Below are 20,523 nucleotides of genomic sequence, written 5' to 3' on the forward strand. Positions count from 1 at the left end.
AAGGAAGCATTAACACCAGCACGCAAGACAGCATCATCGGACATGCCAGTAAAAAGATCAGCTTATTTGCAGCGCAAGAAGGGGCACGACTCTATGCAGGCAAAGGCAAGATCGAGATTCAAGCTCAAGGGGATGGTGCTGATCTGATTGCAAGAAAGGGTGTGCAGATTATTTCGACGGAGGCAAATGTCGACATCACGAGTGCGAAAGAAATCGTACTGACCGCAGGCGGTTCACAGCTAAAAATAAATGCTTCAGGGGTATTTCCTACGACTGCAAGTAAGTTTGAGGTTAAGGCAGGGCAGCATCAGTTTGTGAATGGAAAGAATGTATCAGCAAAATTTCCAGCTTTACCTACCTTTAAATTATTACCTAATAAAGTGGAATTAAAATACATTTATGATGACTTAAAACCTGTTGCACAAGCTCCATTTAAACTGATTTTTGCTGATGGTTCTGCCCAAGAAGGTGTATTAGATGCCGAAGGTTATGCCAAAGTCACTATTCCTAGTGATAAAACTCAACCTAAAGTCTACTATGGCTTTAGTAGTGTTGAGGCGAAACCAGATAGAGAAAAAATTGATAATCCTTTTAAAGATCAAAAAGTGATGAGTGTTAGTGAAGCTGAACAACTTATTGAGCAATACAACCAACAAGAATTAGATGCATTATTAGATGAATATTTCCCTGATGAAATTGAAGACATGCTCATGTCGAATAATATCGAATACGATGATCATGTAAGCGATTATGAAGAACAATTAATACCACAACAAAATAATGTAGATGATGCAATAGCAGATGATTTAGAAGAAATTTTACTTACAGATGATTCTACTTCTAGATTAGACCTAGGAGATAAACAATGAATACTGCCGTAGCCAAGGGTTCAACGCAAGCTGTAAGAGTAACAGCTAAAGGGGAAGAATCGGCGGCTCAATGGATTAAAGGTGTACTTGATGGTAGTGGCTCCAGTCCCGCTCAAATTATTGTTGCAGTTGTGATAGGTTGTATACCCTTTGTTGGTCAAGGCGTTGATGTCGGGAATGTGATTGTCTCAGTCGTTAAAATATCAGAAAAGCCAGATAATAAAGAGAATTGGTTTGATTTGGTATTTAATCTTGTTGCATTTGTTCCAATTGCTGGTGATGGATTAAAAATTGTTTTTAAACAATTGCGTTCAGGTAAAGCTATGGGAGCTATTTTGGATGCAATACCAAGCAAAACATTACGTGGTGATGTAGATAAATGGTTTAGAACCTTAAATTGGAATACATACACAAGAGAGCTGCAAACAACTAGTAATAAAATTATTGATGGTTTAATTGGCGTTTTTGATAGTTGGATGACACGAGCTGTTCTTGGCAATGCTAAGTTAAAAACATTAGTAACTCAGCTTCAGCAAATGAAGAAAGTTGCCAATCAAAAAATTGATATGGTTATGAAAGAAATGCAAGCAGCCCATAAAAAGGCACTAGCAACTCCTTATCCTAACACTACAGCTAGAGCTCCAATTACGACTCGAACACCGACAACAACCAGTAGACCAAATCAAAATCCAGCCCCACGCACTCAGCAAAATGGCAATGTATCAAGAAATACTGGAGGAAATAATGTAAGCCCAGGTCGTCAAAATACTTCAACACGACGTCAACAATTACAGCGAAAAAGAAGATCGAATCAAGAACTTGGTTCAGGTGGTGAGCACATTACGGATTATTACTATGTAAAACGCATGAAAAGTCGCTCTAAAATTAATAATAATGGCGTGCTGTACGAATATCACGATACGGGTCATAACGGACTTGATCATGTATGGCATAGTGCTCGACTAGCACATAAGTATCGTATTACAGACAGTAAAGCGACCAATGCACTGAGTCATCGAACACTGATGACACCAAAGGCAGCCATGATGGCATTGAAAATGGGTCTCGATGTTTATATGGCATCAGACCAAGATGATAAAGTGAAACGCTCCGTTGGAACAACGGTGAGTGATGGCGTACAAATGTCACATTTATGGATTTCTCGGAAAATTAAAAGTTCAGGTTTAACAATAACTCACCGACGTAGTTTAGAAAGTGCAATTGATGCATGGGAGCGTGTTGAGTTTAAACCTGCTTCTGAAAGGGTCATGGTAAATGGAAAGGGTCAAACCGTAGCAGTACGTTGCCCATATGATCGCAGTTTGGTCACCATTACTGGTGATAAATTTGATCATCATGAAAAATGTAAAGGCTTAAATAAGCCAAAATGTACACGTACAGTAACCGCACATGGTATTAAGTTAGAATTTGTTTTACCTAATGATATGTTACCGGAGTAATAAAATTGACTAATCAAGTAACTGATATAGATATTAATTGGGAACAATGGTTTAAGTTCGAAATAAATGATACGAATTATTATCGTGAAAAACTATTACCAGAAGAAATATATCATGAACGCTATTCAATTTTTCTAAATGGTATTTACTCTGTGACTGATGGATTTCAGAAATATAAATCTGGTGCTAAATCCAGTAAGAAAATGGCAGCGGGTCGAAGAAGAGTAATTGATGTACTAGATTTAATGTCACTACAATATTCAGCAGGTGGTGATATTGCTTTTATCCAAGAGCTTTATCCTTATTTATTAAATTGGACAGAAGAATATGCAGATGTTCATACACAATATCATCAAAGCCCAGATGCAGGCGGACGTTATGTTTGGCATATTGCCATGGGGACTGAAGATTATTGGTACATTGCTTTACGTTTAATTTGTTTTGGATTATTGACTGGTAATGCAGATCAAATGACGAGAATTATGCCAATTATTGATTACACGGAAGCAACGTCTGAAGGACAGGAAAAAGATGGCTTAATTGAGCGATTGGTTGCGCCCTTTGTAGAAGACCGTGGATTACCTCCTAAAGATGCACGTCGTCATTTGCCTTATCGTAAGCTCATTAAAGTATTTGATGCTACACCTGAAAAACGTCCAGCAATGATGTTGCAATACTTAGAAGATTGGTATGAAGCCAGTCGTCGTGAACCTTATTATGATCAACATCCTCAGGCTGATATTAATGAGGGTTTTTCATTTTTTGGCTATTGGTCATGGGAAGCAGCAGCAGTAACATGGCTATTAGATATTGATGACACCATTTATCGAGAGCATCAATTTTATCCTAAAGACTTAGTTGATTTTGCTAGATCGCAAGCTGAATCGGTTTCAGCTGAAACAACTATTGAAAAAATTAAAATCAAAGGTGGAGAGCAATCCACGAAAACAGGTTTTTGGACGACACCTGCGCAACCGAATGGACGCCAATATTTCAAAAAAGGTGAGATTTTACCAATGCTTTCAGAGACAGATTGGGGTGAAGTATATTGGTATTTTGATGGTGAAGAATAATTTTAATTTGCCCTTCGGGGCATTATTTTTTATTTATAATAATATTCTCAGTTAGACATTTCAAATAACAAAAGTTTAGACATAACTAAATTTTATCATCATGAAAAATGTAAAGGTTTAAATAAACCCAAATGCACACGGACAGTTACGGCACACGGGATTAAATTAGAATTTGTTTTACCCAATGAGATGTTGGAGAGATAAAAGAATGTCGATACAAGTAGGTGATCAAGAAATAGATTGGCAAAAATGGCAATTTTTAGAGATTAATGATGAAACAAAATTTAGAGATAATTTTTTAAATGCCCAAGATTATCATGAAAATTTTGAAGAACTTATAAATGGACTATATACCGTTGTAGATGGATTTAGTCATTATAAAAATGATTCTAAGTTTAGTGGATATATCGCAGCTGGTCACCAAAGAATTAGAGATGCTTTAGATTTGATGTCCTTACAATATTCAGCAGGTGGTGATTTAAATTTTATAAAAGAACTTTACCCGTATCTTCTTCATTGGACAGAAGAATATGCTGAAACGAGTCATCTTTATAATTTAAGCCCTGATGCAGGTGGCCGTTATGTCTGGCATATTTCCTTGGGAACTGAAGATTATTGGTATATTGCTTTACGATTGATATGCTTTGGTTTACTGACAGGCTATGCAGATCAAATGAATCGGATTATGCCAATGATCGACTACACCGAAGCAACGCCTGAAGGGCAAGAAAAAGATGGCTTAATTGAGCGATTGATTGCACCATTTGTAACAGATCGAGGTACACCACCAAATGAAGCACGTCGTCATTTACCTTATCGTAAGCTCATTAAACTTTTTGATGCTGCACCTGAAAAACGTCCAGCGATGATGTTGCAGTACTTAGAAGATTGGTATGAAGCCAGTCGTCGTGAACCTTATCATGATCAACATCCACAACCTGATATTAGATCAGGTATAAGTTATTTTGGTTATTGGTCATGGGAAGCCGCAGCTGTGACATGGCTATTAGATATTGATGACGCCATTTATCGAGAGCATCAATTTTATCCGAAAGATTTAGTCGATTTTGCTAAAGCACAATCAGAAAAAGTACAAGCACAAGATTCGGTAGAAAAAATTAAAGTACGAGGCGGTGAAAAATGTTCTAAAACTGGTTTTTGGACGACTCCTGCCCAGCCAAATCAGCGTCAGCACTTTAGTAAAGGTGAGATTTTACCAACGCTTTCTGAACAAGATTGGGGTGAAGTATATTGGTATTTTGATGGTGAAGAATAAAACTATATCGCTCAAGGGGAAACTTTCGTATTTATCGAAGTTTAATAAAAAAACTTTAGCGAGGGTTTTAAAAGACATTACATATTCGAATAGCTCATACTAGCTGCACCCTCATGTATAACCTAAGTAATTTTTTATAACGGATCTTTAGTTAAGATTAATTTGGCTGCGGAAAAATATCACCGTTTAATGTTGGATGATAAAGGCGTGTCTTTTTACATCAGGAATTAAAACTAATAACGAGGTGGAGTCAGAGCAAAGCAAACTTTCTCTTTGGAATACATCCAAGTAGTAATGAACGGAAAAATAACGATTTTTTTAACAAAAGTTTCAATATGAAAAATTATCTGAGTTTAATTTTTGGATTTTCGATATGTTGCCTATTATTGGCTTGTACTCCAAATACGAAAAGTAAAGGAAATGAAATCATGCCACCACAAAGTGCTATTTTACATTTTGGACAGCAAGGATTAAAAGATTTTATTCAATATAGTTATGCGCCAATAGACCGCCAACCTGCGGGGATGAATTTTTTGTCACTAGATTGGAGACCGCCCAAACTGGGACAGGTTAAAATTGTAACTGAACAAAGTAACTTTGAAATTGATAATGTTATTAGTGTAATGGGGACGCAAATTGCACGAATGGGCAATGATGGTGTTTTGATTATGGATGTAACCGCTAGTTTACATGCTAATGAATATACGACTAGAGAAGATGCATATCAGGCTTATGTAAAACTTATGAAGCAAATGAGTGAGAAAAACTGGAAGCAATATTTTTTACCTTATTCGGAACGTATAGATAAAAAAGATAATTTAAAATATATGAGTCAAAACATGGGAGAGGTTATTGACCCTAGCTATATTTTAAGTTTTAAAGAGTGGCAAGAAATGATGGATCTGACTAATGGCCATATGTATTTTAATTTATATAATAGTAATATTAATTTGGCGATATCTCTTTCTAAAACATATAAAGATGATAAAAAAGAACAATATGTTGTTAGATATGGTTTTGAGCACTTTAGATATAGTGGTTTCAATGCTATTTCTAACTCAGATGAAATGACAGCAGAACAGTTAAAACAAGCCTTTTTAGATGAAAGAAGAGACAATGAAAAAGATCGTAAATTTAAGGAACAAAAAATTAAACTGGAAGGCTATCATATTGATGGCAGCTATGTAGACCCTGATGTTTGGCAATATATGAGATAGGATATTTGGTCGGCTTTGTTTCACAAAGTTGTTTGTTAGGTTTAATTTAGCAATATAATTTTGAGACGAGTAAGCCCACACCTAAAATCTATTCGACATCCAACTGGCCTAATTACAATAAAAAGTTTTAATTAATCGTGGAAATATTTCGATTTGTTTCGATCTTCAGACTCAATACCTTCGCCTTCAGGCAAACTCTTGGGTAAATTAAATAGATTGGACTTGATCAGGAAAGCCTCTACGTGGCGGACGATTCTTGAAGCCGTAGGCTCTGACACACCATAACTCGTTGCGACATGAAATAATGTTCGATATTCACGCCAATAACTTAAGCTCAGAAGGATTTGATCTTCTACACTTAACTTAGATGGTTTACCTTTAGCAGGTACAAGCATTTTTAGCTGTTCAGCCATTAAATCAAAGGTTGGCCATGAGATGCCTGTATATCGCTTAAACTGTGTTTCAGAAAGCTTTTTTTAGTCGATGTATTTCATTCGCAAATTATGCATGAATATTTAAAATTATTCGGTACACATAGTCAGCAAGTGATAGATCGTTTTTTGATTTATGAAAGAGATCTATTGATAAAGTTATTAAAATTCAAAATACAAATTGGAAGGATGCAATCTTACCTAAGGATACAACCGAAACTGTTGAATACCTATTAAATCGAGAAGCTTCAAAGAAAACAGTACAGCAGGGACAAATATTACATGCGACATCAAGTACTAGTCGTGCTAATTCAAGAGAGAGTAGTTCAAATAAAGCAGATAGATAATGAAAGTTGATCAAAAACTGAGATTTAGAGTAATTAATTTTTTAAAAATGATTACAAGTTATAGTTTTTTAAAAAAAATTTACTATCTCAATAAGGAATTTACTGTTGCTTTTGAGAATGCTTTAAGAAAATCTAGTGAAGAGTTTGAATTATTAACTAGACATGAGAGAGAATTATTAATGTATCTCTATGTTCTAGATATTGAAGAAAAAACTTTATTAGATTTTCTAGGAAGTAAGTTCAAAAAAGAAGTCTATTCAGATTTTATATCTGAAAATATACACTCTACAATTTTTGGAAGATATGGTGATGAGCGCGGGCTTGAAAATGATCCTCTATATAAAAAATTAGGAATGGTCGGAAGGGATTCTGGTTGGATATTCGAAAATCTACATGAAAATGAAATAAAAAAGATATGTATTGCAAATGAGTTTACAGCATTTATAAAAATAACCCTATCTGATTTTGATAACGAATATTATATTCCTCATTATCCTTTTTTGTATAAAAAATGGAATTTTGAATCATTTAACAAGTTCGTGTATTGGAGTTTCATTCGCAGTATTAAAGTTGAATTAATTTTCGACAATAATCAAATAAATAGTGATATTGAAATTTTTTCAGGTGAAGAGATCCAAATTTCAGGTATATATGAACCTTGGTTTGAAAAATCCGTCTATCAAAAATTAACCAATGACCCTGAATATAATGTGTATGTTGGTTGCCCAAATTATTTTTTGGAAGGTTCGGAAGCTACTCAATATAAATTAGAAGGCACAGATGATTGGTATGATGTTAAATGGCGTTTAATTTGGGAAGACAATCGCTATATAGATGGAACCATACCCGAGGAAGAAAAGAATTATATTTTTGATATAGAAAATATAGGAAAACAATCCAATCAACCCGAAACTGAATCAACTGAAAAATTAAGTATGGCGGCTGGGCAGGTTAGCCCTAAAGCAGGCTATTGGTATACAACAGCGAAATTAAATTCACGGCAATACTTTAAAAAAGGCGATATTTTTCCTGATTTTGAAAGTGATTGGGGCGAGGTGTACTGGCAGTTTGATGGTGAAGAATAATTTTAATTTGCCCTTCGGGGCATTATTTTTTATTTATAATAATATTCTCAGTTAGACATTTCAAATAACAAAAGTTTAGACATAACTAAATTTTATCATCAAGAGAAATGCAAAGAATTAAATAAAATTAAGTGCACACGGACAGTAACTGCACACGGTATTAAATTAGAATTTGTTTTACCAAACGAGATGTTGGAGAGATGAAAGTATGTCAATACAAGTAAATGATCAAGAAATAGATTGGCAAAAATGGTTGAGTTTAGAAGTAAAAGATGCAAGTTTATTTAGAGATAAGTTGCTTGAGCAAGAAATGTATCACAGAAGATTTGATACATTTGTTAATGGGTTATATACAGTTGTTGATGGATTTAGCCATTATAAAAATGATTCTAAATTTGGTGGATATATTGCTTCTGGAAGAAGACGGATTATTGATGCATTAGATTTGATGTCCTTACAATATTCAGCAGGTGGTGATTTAAATTTTATAAAAGAACTTTACCCGTATCTTCTTCATTGGACAGAAGAATATGCTGAAACGAGTCATCTTTATAATTTAAGCCCTGATGCAGGTGGCCGTTATGTCTGGCATATTTCCTTGGGAACTGAAGATTATTGGTATATTGCTTTACGATTGATATGCTTTGGTTTACTGACAGGCTATGCAGATCAAATGAATCGGATTATGCCAATGATCGACTACACCGAAGCAACGCCTGAAGGGCAAGAAAAAGATGGCTTAATCGAGCGATTGGTTGCACCGTTTGTGGAAGATCGTGGTACTCCACCGAAATATGCTCGTAGACATTTTCCATATCGTAGACTCCTTAAAATTTTTGATGCAACCCCCGAAAACCGATCAGCAATAATACTACGATACCTAGAAGATTGGTATGAAACAAGTCATCATGAACCTTATCATGATCAACATCCACAACCTGATATTAGATCAGGCATCAGTTATTTTGGTTATTGGTCATGGGAAGCAGCTGCTGTGACATGGCTATTAGATATTGATGATTCAACTTATCGAGAGCATCAATTTTATCCGAAAGATTTAGTTGATTTTGCTAAAGCACAATCAGAAAAAGTACAGGCACAAGATTCGATAGAAAAAATTAAAATCAAAGGTGGAGATAAATGTCCACAAACAGGTTATTGGACGACTCCAGCCCAACCAAATGAGCGTCAATATTTTGATAGAGATGACATTTTACCAATGCTTTCAGAACAAGACTGGGGTGAAGTATATTGGTATTTTGATGGAGAAGAATAAAACTATATCGCTCAAGGTGAAAACTTTCGCATTGATAGAAGCTTAATAAAAAACCCGCTTACGCGGGTTTTTTGATCTCAAACGAGATTACATATTCGGATAGTTCGGACCACCCGCACCCTCAGGTACAACCCAAGTAATATTTTGTGACGGATCTTTAATATCACAAGTCTTACAGTGAACACAGTTCGCAGCATTAATTTGGAAACGCTTAGAACCATCATCATTTTCCATGATTTCGTATACGCCAGCAGGACAGTAGCGCTGAGCAGGCTCATCCCATTGAGGAAGGTTAACGTTTACTGGAATTGATGGATCAGTTAATTTTAAATGCGCTGGCTGATTTTCTTCGTGTACTGTATTCGAAACAAACACTGAAGATAAACGGTCAAATGTAAGCTTACCATCTGGTTTTGGATAGTTTGGTTTGAAGTTCACAGCATCAACAGTTTTTAAAGCACTGTAATCAGGTGTCAAATCACGTAAAGTGAACGGAACTTTAAATACATTTTGATCGATAAAGTTGAATGCACCACCGAAGAATGTACCAAACTTATGCATTGCAGGGCCAAAGTTACGAGCATTATATAACTCTTCTTTTAACCAACTGTTGTTAAATTTCTCTGTATATGACGTTAACTCTTTAGCAAAGAAATCTTCGCCTTCTGTCACACGAGCAATTGCAAGGTCGCCGCCTTTTTCTACACCAGCTTTAATTGCTTCAAATACAGCTTCACCACATAACATGCCTGATTTCATAGCAGTGTGTGAACCTTTAATTTTTGCAAAGTTCAAGAAGCCAGCATCATCACCAATTAAGCTTCCACCTGGGAAGGTGAATTTAGGAAGAGAGTTAAAACCACCTTTAACCACTGCACGTGCACCGTAAGAAATACGTTTACCGCCTTCCAATACATCTTTAATTAATGGATGTGTTTTCCAACGTTGCATTTCCATGAATGGATACATATGAGGGTTTTGGTAAGATAAGTCGACAATCATACCCAATGATACTTGGTTATTTTCAGCGTGATATAACCACCAACCACCAGATGAACCAGTTTCAGTTAAAGGCCAACCCGCACCGTGCATGACTTTACCTGGTTTGTGCTTCGCTGGATCGATTTCCCAAAGTTCTTTAATACCGATACCGTAATGTTGGGGATCAGCGTCTTTATCTAAGCCGAATTGAGCGATTAGGCGTTTACCTAAATGACCACGGCAGCCTTCAGCGAATAACGTGTATTTCGCATGGAGCTCATAGCCTGGGGTAAAGTTATGTGTTGGCTCACCATCTTTACCAATACCCATATCACCTGTTTGGATACCTTTTACAGTACCATCAGCATGATACAGAATTTCCGCTGCTGCGAAGCCCGGGAAAATGGATACTTCAAGCTCTTCAGCTTTTTGTCCTAACCAGCGTACGACGTTACCAAGAGAGATGACATAGTTACCGTCGTTGTGCATTGTTTTAGGCACAAAAGCATGAGGCATTTTTTGAGATTTTTGATCTGAAAGAAGGAAGTACGTTTCATCTTCTGTAACAGGTACGTTTAAAGGCGCACCTTCTTCTTTCCAATTTGGGAACAATTCATTAATAGCGCGTGGTTCAAGCACAGCACCAGAAAGAATATGCGCACCTACTTCAGAGCCTTTTTCAACGACACATACAGATAAATCGTTGAGGTTGTTTTCAATTGCAAGTTGACGGATTTTGATCGCAGCTGAAAGACCCGCAGGGCCCGCTCCAACGATTACAACGTCAAACTCCATCGATTCACGTTCGATGTGTTCCATAAAGGACTCCTCATAAAGTAAAGGGTGGCAACCGATAATTCCGACGGTGCTGCCATGAGTGTTCTTAGTTGCAGGTACAATTTTGCTCTCGTACCTTTTATATATTTTGCGCTAGTATAGGTTCAAACCTTGATCAAGCCAATTGGCTGAGTCGCTTTATTTTCCGTCAGCAGGGCATAAACCATGGTAAAACAAAATGATTCTATAACAGCACAGCCTGATTCACTTGTACCTGATGATAAAAACTTAATCAATATCGTACAATATCTAAAAGATGCACAGTCAAGTCACAAAAGGTCAATCCCACCTCTTGAACAATGGAACCCAAAGCATTGTGGCTCAATGGATTTGAAAGTAAAAGCGAATGGTGAATGGTGGCACGAAGGTCAATTGATTAAAAGACAAAGCCTCATTGACCTATTCTCGACAGTACTGTGGAAAGAAGACAACAAATTTTACTTAAAAACACCCGTTGAGCAAATCGAAATTGAAGTCGAAGATGAACCTTTATTGGTCAATCAGGTAGATCAAGTCGAGATTCAAGGGCTTTCTTATCTACAGCTAACAACGACCACTCAAGATCTCATTATTGTGGATCAAGATCATCCAATCTTTATGCGTGATTTTCAAGGAGAGATGCGTCCTTACGTGCATGTGCGTTTCGGCATCAACGCATTGATACAACGATCAACTTTTTTTCATTTAGTTGAAATGGGGGAGTTGAGCGAAAATGAGCAAGGTGAATCAGTTTTGAATTTAAAAAGTGGTAATCTGCTATTGCAATTAGGGACTTGAGGTTTAAGCTTAGCCCATTCATTTAAGCATTATAAAAGTAGTCGTTGAGATGTCTGCAATTTTACCCCAACCGAGCTCTAATGAGCCTATGCCTCATGCACTTGAACATGCCCCTATTGGGATTTTCGACTCGGGGATTGGTGGTTTATCAGTTGCATTGGAAATAGCAAAATATTTACCCAATGAGCATATCCTTTACTATGCAGATACAGCTCATGTCCCTTATGGTCCGCGCGAAGATCAAGATATTCGTCAGCTCACAGCACATGCAATTGAGTGGTTGTATCGTCAAGGATGTAAAGTTGCGGTTGTTGCGTGTAATACGGCATCAGCTTTTAGTCTGGATTACTTAAGGACACATTATGGTGAGCGATTTCCGATCATTGGGTTGGTTCCTGCGTTAAAACCTGCAGTGTTACAGACACAGTCTAAAGTGGTGGCTGTATTGGCGACTCCAGCGACTTTTAGAGGCCAGTTAATCAAGGATGTAATGCAGAATTTTGCAGATCCTTTAGGTGTTAAAGTTCATCAAGTCACCAGTTTGGATTTGGTTCCTTTCGTGGAAGCAGGGCAACAAAATTCGCAAGCCTGTATTGCAACATTACAACGGATACTTGATCCCGTCATGCAAGATCAAGCCGATTATTTGGTGTTGGGTTGTACGCATTATCCATTTTTAAAATCAGCAATTGAGCATCTTTATACAGAGCGACTGACTTTGGTTGATTCAGGATTTGCTGTTGCACGCCAAACAGCAAGAGTCCTTATCAAAAATAAATTCAATGCTACTCAACCATATGACAAATCAGTGCAGTTGCGTTGTGTCGTCAGTGGCGGAAATGCGCTTGAACTTCAGCCTGTACTTCAAAATATGATCGGGCATGAAATACTATGGTCAATTGAAAATTTAACTGATACATTCGAAGAAGAATGATCAATATCAAGCTATATATTTTAAGCCTTATGAGTAAGGCATTTTTACCTAGATGCAGGATTGGATTAAGGCATGCTAGATAAGCGTTACCAAGTGTTTATTACAACTTCTGGTAAAGAGATGCAGCCAGAGCGTATGGTTGTGTCTCAAACGCTGATCGGTATGGGTTTTTTTTCATGGGGTTTAGAACAAAGAACACCTGTAACAACCGCTTTTGCACGCCGTCAAATTGATGATTGTGATTATGTACTTCTGCTTTTAGGAAGCCAGTATGGTGAGCAATCTGTCTCTGGTATTAGTTACATGCACTTGGAATATATCTATGCCGTGACTAAGCAAAAGCCCATTATTGTATTTATGCATGAACAGCCAGAATCGCGTGAGGAGCATTTACGAGAGCATGAAGTGGATCTTCAACAGCGCTTTCAAAATTTCCGTCAACAGATCATTCGAGAAGTTGATCAGGTCGTATTTTTTAAAAGTGCTCGTGAATTAGAGCTAGCACTCAGGTCTCATATGCCTCAAATGCTTGAACGTTACCCTGTTTTGGGTTGGGTAAGACCACAAAGCATTCAAGCAAAACAAGATGAGATTGATCGATTAAGAGCTCAGCTGGCACAAGCAAAAATGGAACAAGCCAAATCTGAAGTCGATCCTTTTCTATCTTTGCCTAGAATAGAGTGGGATGATCAATTCAGTTTTGATTATCGTATGCATGCCTATGTTGATAGTCATTTTAAAGAAATTATTTGTATACGTTCCATGCGATGGCATGAAATTTATACTGTTCTTGAGTCTCAATTTTCCCAAGCAACACCAGAAGATTTTTATTCTAAAGTGTTGAATCAGTATTTGACTGATACGGGGCTGGTCGATGCTCAATTGCAACTTCCTAAGGCACATATGGTATCTAGAGCACAGATTAATGTACGTGCATTGCATACCATCAAGCAACAAATGCGTAATAATGAATGGATCGTTCCTGTAGGACGAGATGATCGTCAGCGGATGTTATGGAAATGCATGAATAAATAGATCAAGTTCATATGATAGTTTTTCTCTTTCATTCACATTTTAAAAAGCAATCATAAAATCACGCCGAATTTACTTAGACTCTGATAAAGTATTTCTTAATTAAACAGTGAATTGATGTGGATCAGATGTCTGAGTTAAAGCCGAAAATCACCGTAATTATTGCCAACTTGGGAACACCAGATGCCCCTACAGTGCCTGCGGTACGAACTTTTCTAAAACAGTTTTTATCTGATCAGCGTGTGATTGAGATTCCATCGTTTTTGTGGAAAATTATCTTACATTGTTTTGTTTTACCATTTCGACCAAAGCATGTTTCTGAAGCATATGCGCAGGTGTGGAATGAAGATTCACCTATGCGTGAAATTCTGTTAAAGCAAACAGATTTAATCCGTCAAAAAGTTATTCAAGATTATCCAGATTTTGAGGTTCAGGTCGTTCCTGCGATGACTTATGGTCATCCTAGTATTCATGATGTTCTAAAAAAACTCTCTCAGACACCGCAAGATCACGTCATTTTATTTCCACTTTTTCCTCAATATTCAGCGACATCTACAGCACCTTTGTATGATGCATTGGCGAAATGGGTTTTAACGCAGAGAAATTTACCTGGCTTAAGTTTAATACGCGATTATTATCAACATCCAAAATTTATTCAGGCTTTGGCAAAGAGTGTTCAGGTTTTTCAGGCGCAACACGGTAAAGCGGAAAAATTATTAATGTCTTTCCATGGGATTCCTCAGCCTTATGCAGATAAAGGTGATCCATATGCCGACCGTTGTAGAGTTACAGCGAAAAAAGTCGCAGAGGCTCTGGGATTACGTGACGATGAATGGGCTATCAGTTTCCAATCACGATTCGGTAAACAGGAGTGGGTCAAGCCATATACAGATGCGTTGCTGACTGAATGGGGACAACAAGGAGTTCAATCTGTCCATGTGCTCAGCCCTGCTTTTTCAGCAGATTGCTTAGAGACTTTAGAAGAGTTGGCTGTGGAAAATGCCGAAACCTTTAAAACGGCGGGCGGGAAAGATTATGTCTATATTCCAGCATTAAACACTGATGCAGCACATATTGATTTGTTGGTCGATTTAGTAGAAGCTCAACTGGATGCACTCAAGATTACCCTTCAACATTCTGCATAAATTTAAAGGTTCCTATGCTTCAAGTTAAAATTATTCCTGTGACAGCATTTCAGCAAAATTGTTCCTTGGTTTGGGATCAAGAGACCAAAGAAGCTGTGTTAATTGATGCTGGAGGTGAGCCTGAAAAAATTATGCAAGTTGTGCAAGAGTTAGACTTAACCGTGAAGGAGCTATGGTTAACTCATGGTCATCTTGATCATGCTGGTGCGGTCGGAGCATTGGCGCGAGAGTGGGGTATTCCAGTAATTGGTCCTCATAAAGAAGATGCATTTTGGTTAGATATGATTCAGGAAGTTTCAGCACGATATGGGTTTCCGATACCTGAACCTGTTGTGGTTGATCAGTGGCTTGAAGGTGGTGAAACTTTAAAATTGGGGGATGAGTCCTTTGAGGTTCGATTCGCTCCCGGTCATACGCCTGGCCACGTCATGTTCTATAATGCTAACTATGGCTTGTTATGGACTGGCGATGTTCTTTTCAAGGGTTCAATTGGTCGAACAGATTTTCCCAAGGGAAATCATCAACAGTTGCTGGATTCGATTGAGAGAGAATGTTTTAGTTTGCCAGATGAAACACAGTTTATTTCAGGGCATGGTCCAATCAGTACCATTGGCTATGAGAAAAAGTTTAACCCGTTTGTGGCAGGTAAAGCTGGTTAATTAAAAACGAAAAAAGTGATCTCGATTGATGTCATTCAATTCCCAAAAGAGAAGGGCAGCGGCTAACACAAATAGTGCAGAGATTAAAATCAAGACGAAATCATGTTGATAAATGCCTAGACCTGCAAAAAGGAGGCCTAGGCAAGATAAAATTATACTGAGTGTGAATGTGAATTTATAAAGTCTCATGTATTTATGAAGGTAGAATTGTTGTTTTAATGTGATTATCATCACAATATCACAACATAAACTTAAATAAAATCACATTTATTGAGTTTTCTTAAAAAAGCTAATTTTTTGTTTGTGTAAATATAATTGAATTATTCTTTTAATATTGAGCAAAGTTGGCATTATTCATGATATTCCCCTTGATCAGCTTGAGGAGAATCCTGTGTCGGAAGGCGATATTCATCATTTGCCCAAGCCCCTAAATCGATAAGTTTGCATCGTTCAGAACAAAATGGACGAAATTCATTGCCAGTCCATTGACTAGGCTGTCCACAGCGTGGGCACGGAAATGTTTTTGGCATAAATCAATCCTAGTAAAATAAAACAGCTAAAATAGGCAAAAGCATCTAGAGTTGCTAGACTTGTCGCGTTTTCATAAGTTTGATCTGATTATGCCGATTCGTCAATTTCAAGCACAGCGTATGCATGCGCCACGCGACTTTCAACCGATTCTAGCTGAACCACTATGTGTTGAGATTGGGGCGGGTAAAGGTAAACATGCTTTATTGTTTGCGCAACAAAATCCGCAAAGACAACTAATCGCGATTGAACGAACTAGAGAAAAATTTCTAGCGATGCAAAAACAGCATCAACTAGAGGGACAAACCAATTTGCGACCTGTACATGCAGATGCAATCCCTTGGATCGTACATGCGCTATTTCCACAGCAAGTTGAAGATTTTTTTATTTTATATCCGAATCCTGAACCTCATAATCCAGCGCAACGTTGGTTGAATATGCCTTTTTTTGAATTTTTACTGTCTCGATTGCAACCGAATGGTACGATCACTTTAGCCAGCAATATTCCTGAATATATTGACGAGGCAGAGGAACAACTGCTTAATGTTTGGAACCTTTCTTATGTTAAAGAACGAATCTCTTCAACTTCGGCAAGAACGCATTTTGAAGTAAAGTATCTAGAGCGTGGTGAATTATGCCAGCAGTTGATTATTCAAAAACCTGAAGCGTACCAAACTCGCTTCGATCACTTTATGCCTCTGCAAGGGCAAATGCCGATCTCTTCTGAAAATCAACAAACGAATAATCTATGAATTTGGAATATTCAAAGCGAATCGCAATCGTAGGCGCAGGTCCAGCAGGTTTAATGGCTGCTGAAGTTTTATCTGCTCATCCTGCATTTGAAGTTCATATTTTTGAACAAAAGCCTTCAGCTGCACGTAAATTTTTGATGGCAGGTAAAACAGGTTTAAATATTTCTCATGCCGAACCTATCGATCAATTTATTGGTCGTTATGATCATGCCGAATGGCTTGCACCTTGGGTAAAAAAATGGGATGCGCGTTGGATTCGAAATTGGATGAAAAACCTAGGGATTGAATCCTATGTTGGAAGCTCTGGTCGTATATTTCCCAATGAAATGAAAGCAGCTCCATTACTGCGTGCTTGGTTAAAAAGTTTAGTAGATACCAAGGTCAATTTTCATTATCGGCATCAAATTACCGCGCTTAATCAAAATGAACTGACAGTTTTTGATACTCAATCCAATTCAATACGAACTGAGCAATTTGATGCGATTGTATTGGCGTGTGGCGCTGTGTCATGGGCGCAGTTGGGTAGTGATGGGGCTTGGCAGTCATGGTTGGCTAAAGAAGAGTTAAAAGCGTTTTCCCCGAGTAATGCTGGTGTAGTCAGAGCTTGGTCTTCGTATATGGAACCTATATTTGGCTCGCCACTCAAACGAGTTGAAGCTTGGGTGGATCATCAGCCCAAAGCTAAGGGGGATATCGTGATCACCCATTATGGTTTGGAGAGTGGGTTGGTCTATAAGCATGGTCGGGCACTTCGAACACAATTGCAATATCAAGATTCCATGGTTTTAAATTTAGATTTACTGCCAGAATTATCTGAGCATGAAATCATCTCTAAACTTAAGAATGCTAAGAAGCAAAGTATTAATAATATTTGGCGAAAATTGGGATTAGACACTGCAAAGTCAAATTTATTACGTGAATTGACCCCAAAGCATGATTGGGCGATTGCAGAGAAAATGGCTCAGCATATTAAACATTTATCTATCAAACTAGATGGTTTTAGACCCATTGAAGAAGCCATTAGCTGCGCAGGTGGTGTACGGGAAATTGCCTTGACTAAACAGTTACAGTTGAAAAGTAATCCAATTGTTTTCTGCTGTGGAGAGATGTTGGATTGGGATGCCCCGACAGGTGGTTATTTACTTACAGCATGTTTTGCAACAGGTCGAGCAGCAGGATTAGGTGTAATTGAATACCTAAATAAAACTGTTGAAAAAGACTAGCCAAGCGCTAGTCTTTATTTATGATTATTTCGCAGTGAGTGCATTTCCTTCAAATTTAATGCCATCCCATCCATGAATCATGAATTGACGGATATTTTGATGATCTGATGCTTCAGGTGTCGCCAGAACAGAAGCGTAGTGTTCTGCAAAAAGCTGTAATGTTTGTTCTTGAGAAAGACCATTTAATTTGGCAAAGGAAAAAACTTTAGCACTCCCTTGATTTTCATTACTGGCATTATATTGTTGACCATTACTAAATGCGGTTGGCGTATGTGTATAACCTGCTTCAATAAATGAAATTACGTCGGCAAATTTTGCTTCGCCATTTTTTAATTGTTCCAATAATGCTTGAGCCATAATTGAGTCCTTACACGTTTAAATTTGCTACATCTTAACGAAAAAACGCGTGAATCCAAGACAATAATTCGTTACTTTTTAAGGTAAAAATATGATCAATACACGAGAACGGACATAATATGAGTTGGTTATGGGTAGCATGTGGTGGAGCGATTGGTGCAACACTTCGATATATGACCAGTATGTGGTTCATGCAAAATGCAGATCAATTTCCATGGGCAACTTGGATTGTGAATATCTTGGGCTGTGTTCTAGCAGGGGGATTTTTTGCATTCAGTTTACAATATCCTGTATTACAACAAGAAGCTCGCCTATTTTTTATGGTTGGCATATTAGGTGGTTTTACCACATTCTCAAGTTTTGGCTTGGAAACTTTTCAATTCATAAAATCTGGGCAATACAATTTGGCACTGATGTATGTTGTGAGTAGTATCATGATTGGACTCTTGGGATTGGTTTTGAGTTTTTCCTTTACTCAATTTTATTTAACCCATAAATAACGATAAGAATAAAAAAAAGCCTAAATTGGAGGAGTAAATTTAGGCTTTAAAATAGTGAGAGTCGAAAATTTTATTATTTACGTTTAAAGCGACCGAAACGCTTATTGAAACTTGCCACACGTCCTTCATTATTAGCTTGACGGACTTCACCAGTATAGAAAGGGTGCGAAGCACTTGAAATATCTAGCGTGACATAGGGGTAAGTTTTCCCTTGATATTCTTTGGTTTGCTTTGACTGAATCGTACTACCGATGATGAAATACTGATCTGCGTTGGTATCATGAAACAGTACTTCATGGTATTCAGGATGAATATTGGGACGCATGGAAACACTCCTAATTATTTATATTTTGTTATAATATAACATAACAACAATGAGCATTGTAAGGTCTTGTTAATTTTTCAATTAGGAACGAGCGTTTCAAACAAATCATTGAGATTGTCATCGACTTTTAAGTTAATCAGATTCCAATAGTGTCCAGAAATCGTACGATTGACCATTAATGTGTCTGGAGAGGGCTTAAATGTATCCCAATACTTAAGTGATTTTTTCACTAAAATGACGCCATCATGATGAGATGAGTTTTCAGCAAAATTGTATTGAGTGGTAAGGGGTCTGAGCAACACTTCTAACCATTGTTTGTAAAGTTCCTCAGGGAATTTTCCTGTTTCAGCAAGAGCATCCAACGCGAATAGATGTTGTTCAATCTCTTGGATATTTTCAGCACGACCAGCGCGAACTAATTTTTTAAATCGATCCACCAGTTCAGCAGATAAGGTTTTAACACCACCAAAATCATAGATGATGACACTACCATCTGAGCGGAAAGCAAAATTGCCAGGATGCGGATCACAATGAAAGCGTTTTAGATAGAAAATCTGATGGCCAAGAGCCTGAATTAGTCGACGACCAATTTCGTTACGTGTTGCAAGCGGCCAAGTGCTTGCGGTTTCAATATTGTCACCTGCTTCTAAGCTCAATGTAAGAACTCGTCTGCTGGAATAATCTTTGAAAACTTGTGGGATAATAATTTTAGAATCCAATGCTTGATGGAAGGTTCTAAATACCTCTAAATTTTGCGCTTCAATTTCATAGTTGAGCTCTTCGTGTAAGCTGTCTTGAATTTCTGCAAATAATCGATCTTGTAATTTTTTATCGACTTTTAATACACCCATCAAACGTAAAGCCAAGCGAACTTGTTTTAGATCGCTTTCGCATGCTTCATCTACGCCTGGGTACTGTACTTTCACAACGACTTCTTGGCCATTTTTTAAGGTTGCTTTATGAACTTGCCCAATCGAAGCTGCTGCAAAAGGTTGTTCATCGAATGTTTTAAAAACCTCTAACAGTGGCTGACCAAGTTCTTTTTCTACTTGTTGCTTGATTTGTTGGAAGGGCATCGCAGGGGCTTGACGTTGTAATTTAGCAATAGCCTTCGCGACTTCAGGCGGGAAAATATCTTTATATTGTGATGCAATTTGACCAACTTTCATTACAGCACCTTTCATTTCCCCAAGGGTATCTGCAATTTGAACACCAATGTCTTGAAATAGCTTACTGCGTGCTTCGTTTTTTTTATCATCATCTGCATTAAAGGTGCGGATAGAGTTGGACACGGTTTTAGTAGCAATACTTGCAGTCATACCTGCGAGTTTCATGAAACGACGGCCGGGAGAGCTCGCTTTGTTTGCCATGAGTTGAGAACCTCGATTCATTATTTTCATCTTCTGATTTGATCATAGGCGACAAATCAAAAGATGCAT

The 20,523-nt window shown here is 37.6% G+C and carries 21 protein-coding genes and 2 pseudogenes; 17 read left to right on the forward strand and 6 right to left on the reverse strand.

The features are described 5' to 3' along the window. From AC1M9J_RS12110 to AC1M9J_RS12135, 6 genes and pseudogenes are all read left to right on the forward strand, one after another. Positions 1-869: DUF2345 domain-containing protein (locus AC1M9J_RS12110; protein ID WP_481952393.1), on the forward strand; the 869-nt coding region annotated here is incomplete at its 5' end. Then, entirely contained in the window at positions 866-2,329 is a 1,464-nt protein-coding gene (locus AC1M9J_RS12115) for a hypothetical protein (RefSeq protein WP_481596534.1), read from the forward strand. The genes AC1M9J_RS12110 and AC1M9J_RS12115, both read left to right, overlap by 4 nt. A gap of 5 nt (positions 2,330-2,334) precedes the next feature. Further along, positions 2,335-3,402 carry a PoNe immunity protein domain-containing protein gene (locus AC1M9J_RS12120; protein WP_481952394.1) on the forward strand — a complete coding sequence of 356 codons (1,068 nt, stop codon included), beginning with the start codon at positions 2,335-2,337 and terminating at the stop codon, positions 3,400-3,402. A 90-nt stretch (positions 3,403-3,492) separates the two neighbouring features. Further along, positions 3,493-3,606, forward strand: a pseudogene (locus AC1M9J_RS12125) (hypothetical protein); the annotation flags it as partial. A gap of 4 nt (positions 3,607-3,610) precedes the next feature. Beyond that, positions 3,611-4,678, forward strand: a complete 1,068-nt coding sequence (locus tag AC1M9J_RS12130; protein ID WP_481952395.1) for a PoNe immunity protein domain-containing protein — start codon at positions 3,611-3,613, stop codon at positions 4,676-4,678. Positions 4,679-5,106: 428 nt separating this feature from the next. Next, on the forward strand, positions 5,107-5,895 hold the full coding sequence (locus tag AC1M9J_RS12135) for a hypothetical protein (RefSeq protein ID WP_481952396.1): 789 nt from the start codon (positions 5,107-5,109) through the stop codon (positions 5,893-5,895). Between the two features lie 131 nt (positions 5,896-6,026). Here the strand turns inward: AC1M9J_RS12135 and AC1M9J_RS12140 are convergent, their stop codons facing one another. Continuing rightward, on the reverse strand, positions 6,027-6,308 hold the full coding sequence (locus AC1M9J_RS12140) for a helix-turn-helix domain-containing protein (RefSeq protein WP_481594913.1): 282 nt from the start codon (positions 6,306-6,308) through the stop codon (positions 6,027-6,029). A 364-nt stretch (positions 6,309-6,672) separates the two neighbouring features. Between AC1M9J_RS12140 and AC1M9J_RS12145 the strand changes: the two genes are divergently transcribed. The 3 genes and pseudogenes from AC1M9J_RS12145 to AC1M9J_RS12155 all read left to right on the forward strand — a co-directional run bounded on the left by AC1M9J_RS12145 (position 6,673) and on the right by AC1M9J_RS12155 (position 9,034). After that, positions 6,673-7,758: an Imm72 family immunity protein gene (locus tag AC1M9J_RS12145; RefSeq protein ID WP_481614228.1), complete on the forward strand. Its 1,086-nt coding sequence runs from the start codon at positions 6,673-6,675 to the stop codon at positions 7,756-7,758. 87 nt (positions 7,759-7,845) lie between these two features. After that, a pseudogene (locus tag AC1M9J_RS12150) lies at positions 7,846-7,962 on the forward strand (hypothetical protein); the annotation flags it as partial. 4 nt (positions 7,963-7,966) lie between these two features. Beyond that, on the forward strand, positions 7,967-9,034 hold the full coding sequence (locus AC1M9J_RS12155; RefSeq protein ID WP_481596529.1) for a PoNe immunity protein domain-containing protein: 1,068 nt from the start codon (positions 7,967-7,969) through the stop codon (positions 9,032-9,034). Between the two features lie 87 nt (positions 9,035-9,121). On the opposite strand, the gene AC1M9J_RS12160 is transcribed toward AC1M9J_RS12155, so the two are convergent. Beyond that, complete coding sequence (locus AC1M9J_RS12160; protein ID WP_481592064.1) at positions 9,122-10,834, reverse strand: electron transfer flavoprotein-ubiquinone oxidoreductase; 1,713 nt, start codon at positions 10,832-10,834, stop codon at positions 9,122-9,124. 183 nt (positions 10,835-11,017) lie between these two features. Between AC1M9J_RS12160 and AC1M9J_RS12165 the strand changes: the two genes are divergently transcribed. From AC1M9J_RS12165 to AC1M9J_RS12185, 5 genes are all read left to right on the forward strand, one after another. Next, entirely contained in the window at positions 11,018-11,629 is a 612-nt protein-coding gene (locus AC1M9J_RS12165) for a DUF1285 domain-containing protein (RefSeq protein ID WP_035264966.1), read from the forward strand. 49 nt (positions 11,630-11,678) lie between these two features. Continuing rightward, a complete protein-coding gene (gene murI / locus AC1M9J_RS12170) occupies positions 11,679-12,563 on the forward strand; it encodes a glutamate racemase (RefSeq protein WP_481592062.1) in 885 nt (294 codons plus the stop codon). Between the two features lie 72 nt (positions 12,564-12,635). Continuing rightward, complete coding sequence (locus AC1M9J_RS12175; protein WP_481586764.1) at positions 12,636-13,598, forward strand: DUF4062 domain-containing protein; 963 nt, start codon at positions 12,636-12,638, stop codon at positions 13,596-13,598. Positions 13,599-13,723: 125 nt separating this feature from the next. Further along, positions 13,724-14,740: a ferrochelatase gene (gene hemH, locus AC1M9J_RS12180; RefSeq protein ID WP_481596527.1), complete on the forward strand. Its 1,017-nt coding sequence runs from the start codon at positions 13,724-13,726 to the stop codon at positions 14,738-14,740. A 14-nt stretch (positions 14,741-14,754) separates the two neighbouring features. Further along, complete coding sequence (locus AC1M9J_RS12185) at positions 14,755-15,399, forward strand: MBL fold metallo-hydrolase (protein ID WP_092768141.1); 645 nt, start codon at positions 14,755-14,757, stop codon at positions 15,397-15,399. Between the two features lie 350 nt (positions 15,400-15,749). Here AC1M9J_RS12185 and AC1M9J_RS12190 read toward each other — a convergent pair whose 3' ends face one another. Continuing rightward, on the reverse strand, positions 15,750-15,929 hold the full coding sequence (locus AC1M9J_RS12190) for a DNA gyrase inhibitor YacG (protein ID WP_035264978.1): 180 nt from the start codon (positions 15,927-15,929) through the stop codon (positions 15,750-15,752). Positions 15,930-16,013: 84 nt separating this feature from the next. Between AC1M9J_RS12190 and AC1M9J_RS12195 the strand changes: the two genes are divergently transcribed. Continuing rightward, the gene (locus tag AC1M9J_RS12195) at positions 16,014-16,679 is read left to right on the forward strand and encodes a class I SAM-dependent methyltransferase (protein ID WP_481596541.1); all 666 of its coding nucleotides are present in this window, start codon (positions 16,014-16,016) and stop codon (positions 16,677-16,679) included. Continuing rightward, on the forward strand, positions 16,676-17,902 hold the full coding sequence (locus AC1M9J_RS12200; protein WP_481596526.1) for a TIGR03862 family flavoprotein: 1,227 nt from the start codon (positions 16,676-16,678) through the stop codon (positions 17,900-17,902). The genes AC1M9J_RS12195 and AC1M9J_RS12200 overlap by 4 nt, the downstream gene beginning before the upstream one ends. 24 nt (positions 17,903-17,926) lie before the next feature. Here the strand turns inward: AC1M9J_RS12200 and AC1M9J_RS12205 are convergent, their stop codons facing one another. Then, complete coding sequence (locus AC1M9J_RS12205) at positions 17,927-18,259, reverse strand: HopJ type III effector protein (RefSeq protein ID WP_035264987.1); 333 nt, start codon at positions 18,257-18,259, stop codon at positions 17,927-17,929. A 119-nt stretch (positions 18,260-18,378) separates the two neighbouring features. Here AC1M9J_RS12205 and crcB point away from each other — a divergent pair, with 119 nt between their 5' ends. Further along, a complete protein-coding gene (gene crcB / locus AC1M9J_RS12210) occupies positions 18,379-18,759 on the forward strand; it encodes a fluoride efflux transporter CrcB (protein WP_481596525.1) in 381 nt (126 codons plus the stop codon). A 73-nt stretch (positions 18,760-18,832) separates the two neighbouring features. On the opposite strand, the gene AC1M9J_RS12215 is transcribed toward crcB, so the two are convergent. Both AC1M9J_RS12215 and AC1M9J_RS12220 read right to left on the reverse strand, forming a co-directional pair. Continuing rightward, positions 18,833-19,084, reverse strand: coding sequence for a type B 50S ribosomal protein L31 (locus AC1M9J_RS12215; RefSeq protein WP_035264993.1), 252 nt, complete (start codon positions 19,082-19,084; stop codon positions 18,833-18,835). Positions 19,085-19,161: 77 nt separating this feature from the next. Further along, positions 19,162-20,454 (reverse strand): ABC1 kinase family protein, encoded by a 1,293-nt coding sequence (locus AC1M9J_RS12220; RefSeq protein ID WP_481952419.1) that lies wholly within the window; start codon positions 20,452-20,454, stop codon positions 19,162-19,164. Between the last annotated feature and the right edge of the window lie 69 nt (positions 20,455-20,523).

Source organism: Acinetobacter sp. ANC_7588 (assembly GCF_056783995.1).

What these genes read in the sequence shown, in the direction of transcription:
- AC1M9J_RS12115 (WP_481596534.1), top strand. Translation starts at nt 866, where the DNA reads ATGAATACTGCCGTAGCCAAGGGTTCAACGCAAGCTGTAAGAGTAACA.
- AC1M9J_RS12130 (WP_481952395.1), top strand. Translation starts at nt 3,611, where the DNA reads ATGTCGATACAAGTAGGTGATCAAGAAATAGATTGGCAAAAATGGCAA.
- AC1M9J_RS12135 (WP_481952396.1), top strand. Translation starts at nt 5,107, where the DNA reads ATGCCACCACAAAGTGCTATTTTACATTTTGGACAGCAAGGATTAAAA.
- AC1M9J_RS12140 (WP_481594913.1), bottom strand. Translation starts at nt 6,308, where the DNA reads ATGGCTGAACAGCTAAAAATGCTTGTACCTGCTAAAGGTAAACCATCT.
- AC1M9J_RS12145 (WP_481614228.1), top strand. Translation starts at nt 6,673, where the DNA reads ATGAAAGTTGATCAAAAACTGAGATTTAGAGTAATTAATTTTTTAAAA.
- AC1M9J_RS12155 (WP_481596529.1), top strand. Translation starts at nt 7,967, where the DNA reads ATGTCAATACAAGTAAATGATCAAGAAATAGATTGGCAAAAATGGTTG.
- AC1M9J_RS12160 (WP_481592064.1), bottom strand. Translation starts at nt 10,834, where the DNA reads ATGGAACACATCGAACGTGAATCGATGGAGTTTGACGTTGTAATCGTT.
- AC1M9J_RS12165 (WP_035264966.1), top strand. Translation starts at nt 11,018, where the DNA reads ATGGTAAAACAAAATGATTCTATAACAGCACAGCCTGATTCACTTGTA.
- murI (WP_481592062.1), top strand. Translation starts at nt 11,679, where the DNA reads ATGTCTGCAATTTTACCCCAACCGAGCTCTAATGAGCCTATGCCTCAT.
- AC1M9J_RS12175 (WP_481586764.1), top strand. Translation starts at nt 12,636, where the DNA reads ATGCTAGATAAGCGTTACCAAGTGTTTATTACAACTTCTGGTAAAGAG.
- hemH (WP_481596527.1), top strand. Translation starts at nt 13,724, where the DNA reads ATGTCTGAGTTAAAGCCGAAAATCACCGTAATTATTGCCAACTTGGGA.
- AC1M9J_RS12185 (WP_092768141.1), top strand. Translation starts at nt 14,755, where the DNA reads ATGCTTCAAGTTAAAATTATTCCTGTGACAGCATTTCAGCAAAATTGT.
- AC1M9J_RS12190 (WP_035264978.1), bottom strand. Translation starts at nt 15,929, where the DNA reads ATGCCAAAAACATTTCCGTGCCCACGCTGTGGACAGCCTAGTCAATGG.
- AC1M9J_RS12200 (WP_481596526.1), top strand. Translation starts at nt 16,676, where the DNA reads ATGAATTTGGAATATTCAAAGCGAATCGCAATCGTAGGCGCAGGTCCA.
- AC1M9J_RS12205 (WP_035264987.1), bottom strand. Translation starts at nt 18,259, where the DNA reads ATGGCTCAAGCATTATTGGAACAATTAAAAAATGGCGAAGCAAAATTT.
- crcB (WP_481596525.1), top strand. Translation starts at nt 18,379, where the DNA reads ATGAGTTGGTTATGGGTAGCATGTGGTGGAGCGATTGGTGCAACACTT.
- AC1M9J_RS12215 (WP_035264993.1), bottom strand. Translation starts at nt 19,084, where the DNA reads ATGCGTCCCAATATTCATCCTGAATACCATGAAGTACTGTTTCATGAT.
- AC1M9J_RS12220 (WP_481952419.1), bottom strand. Translation starts at nt 20,454, where the DNA reads ATGGCAAACAAAGCGAGCTCTCCCGGCCGTCGTTTCATGAAACTCGCA.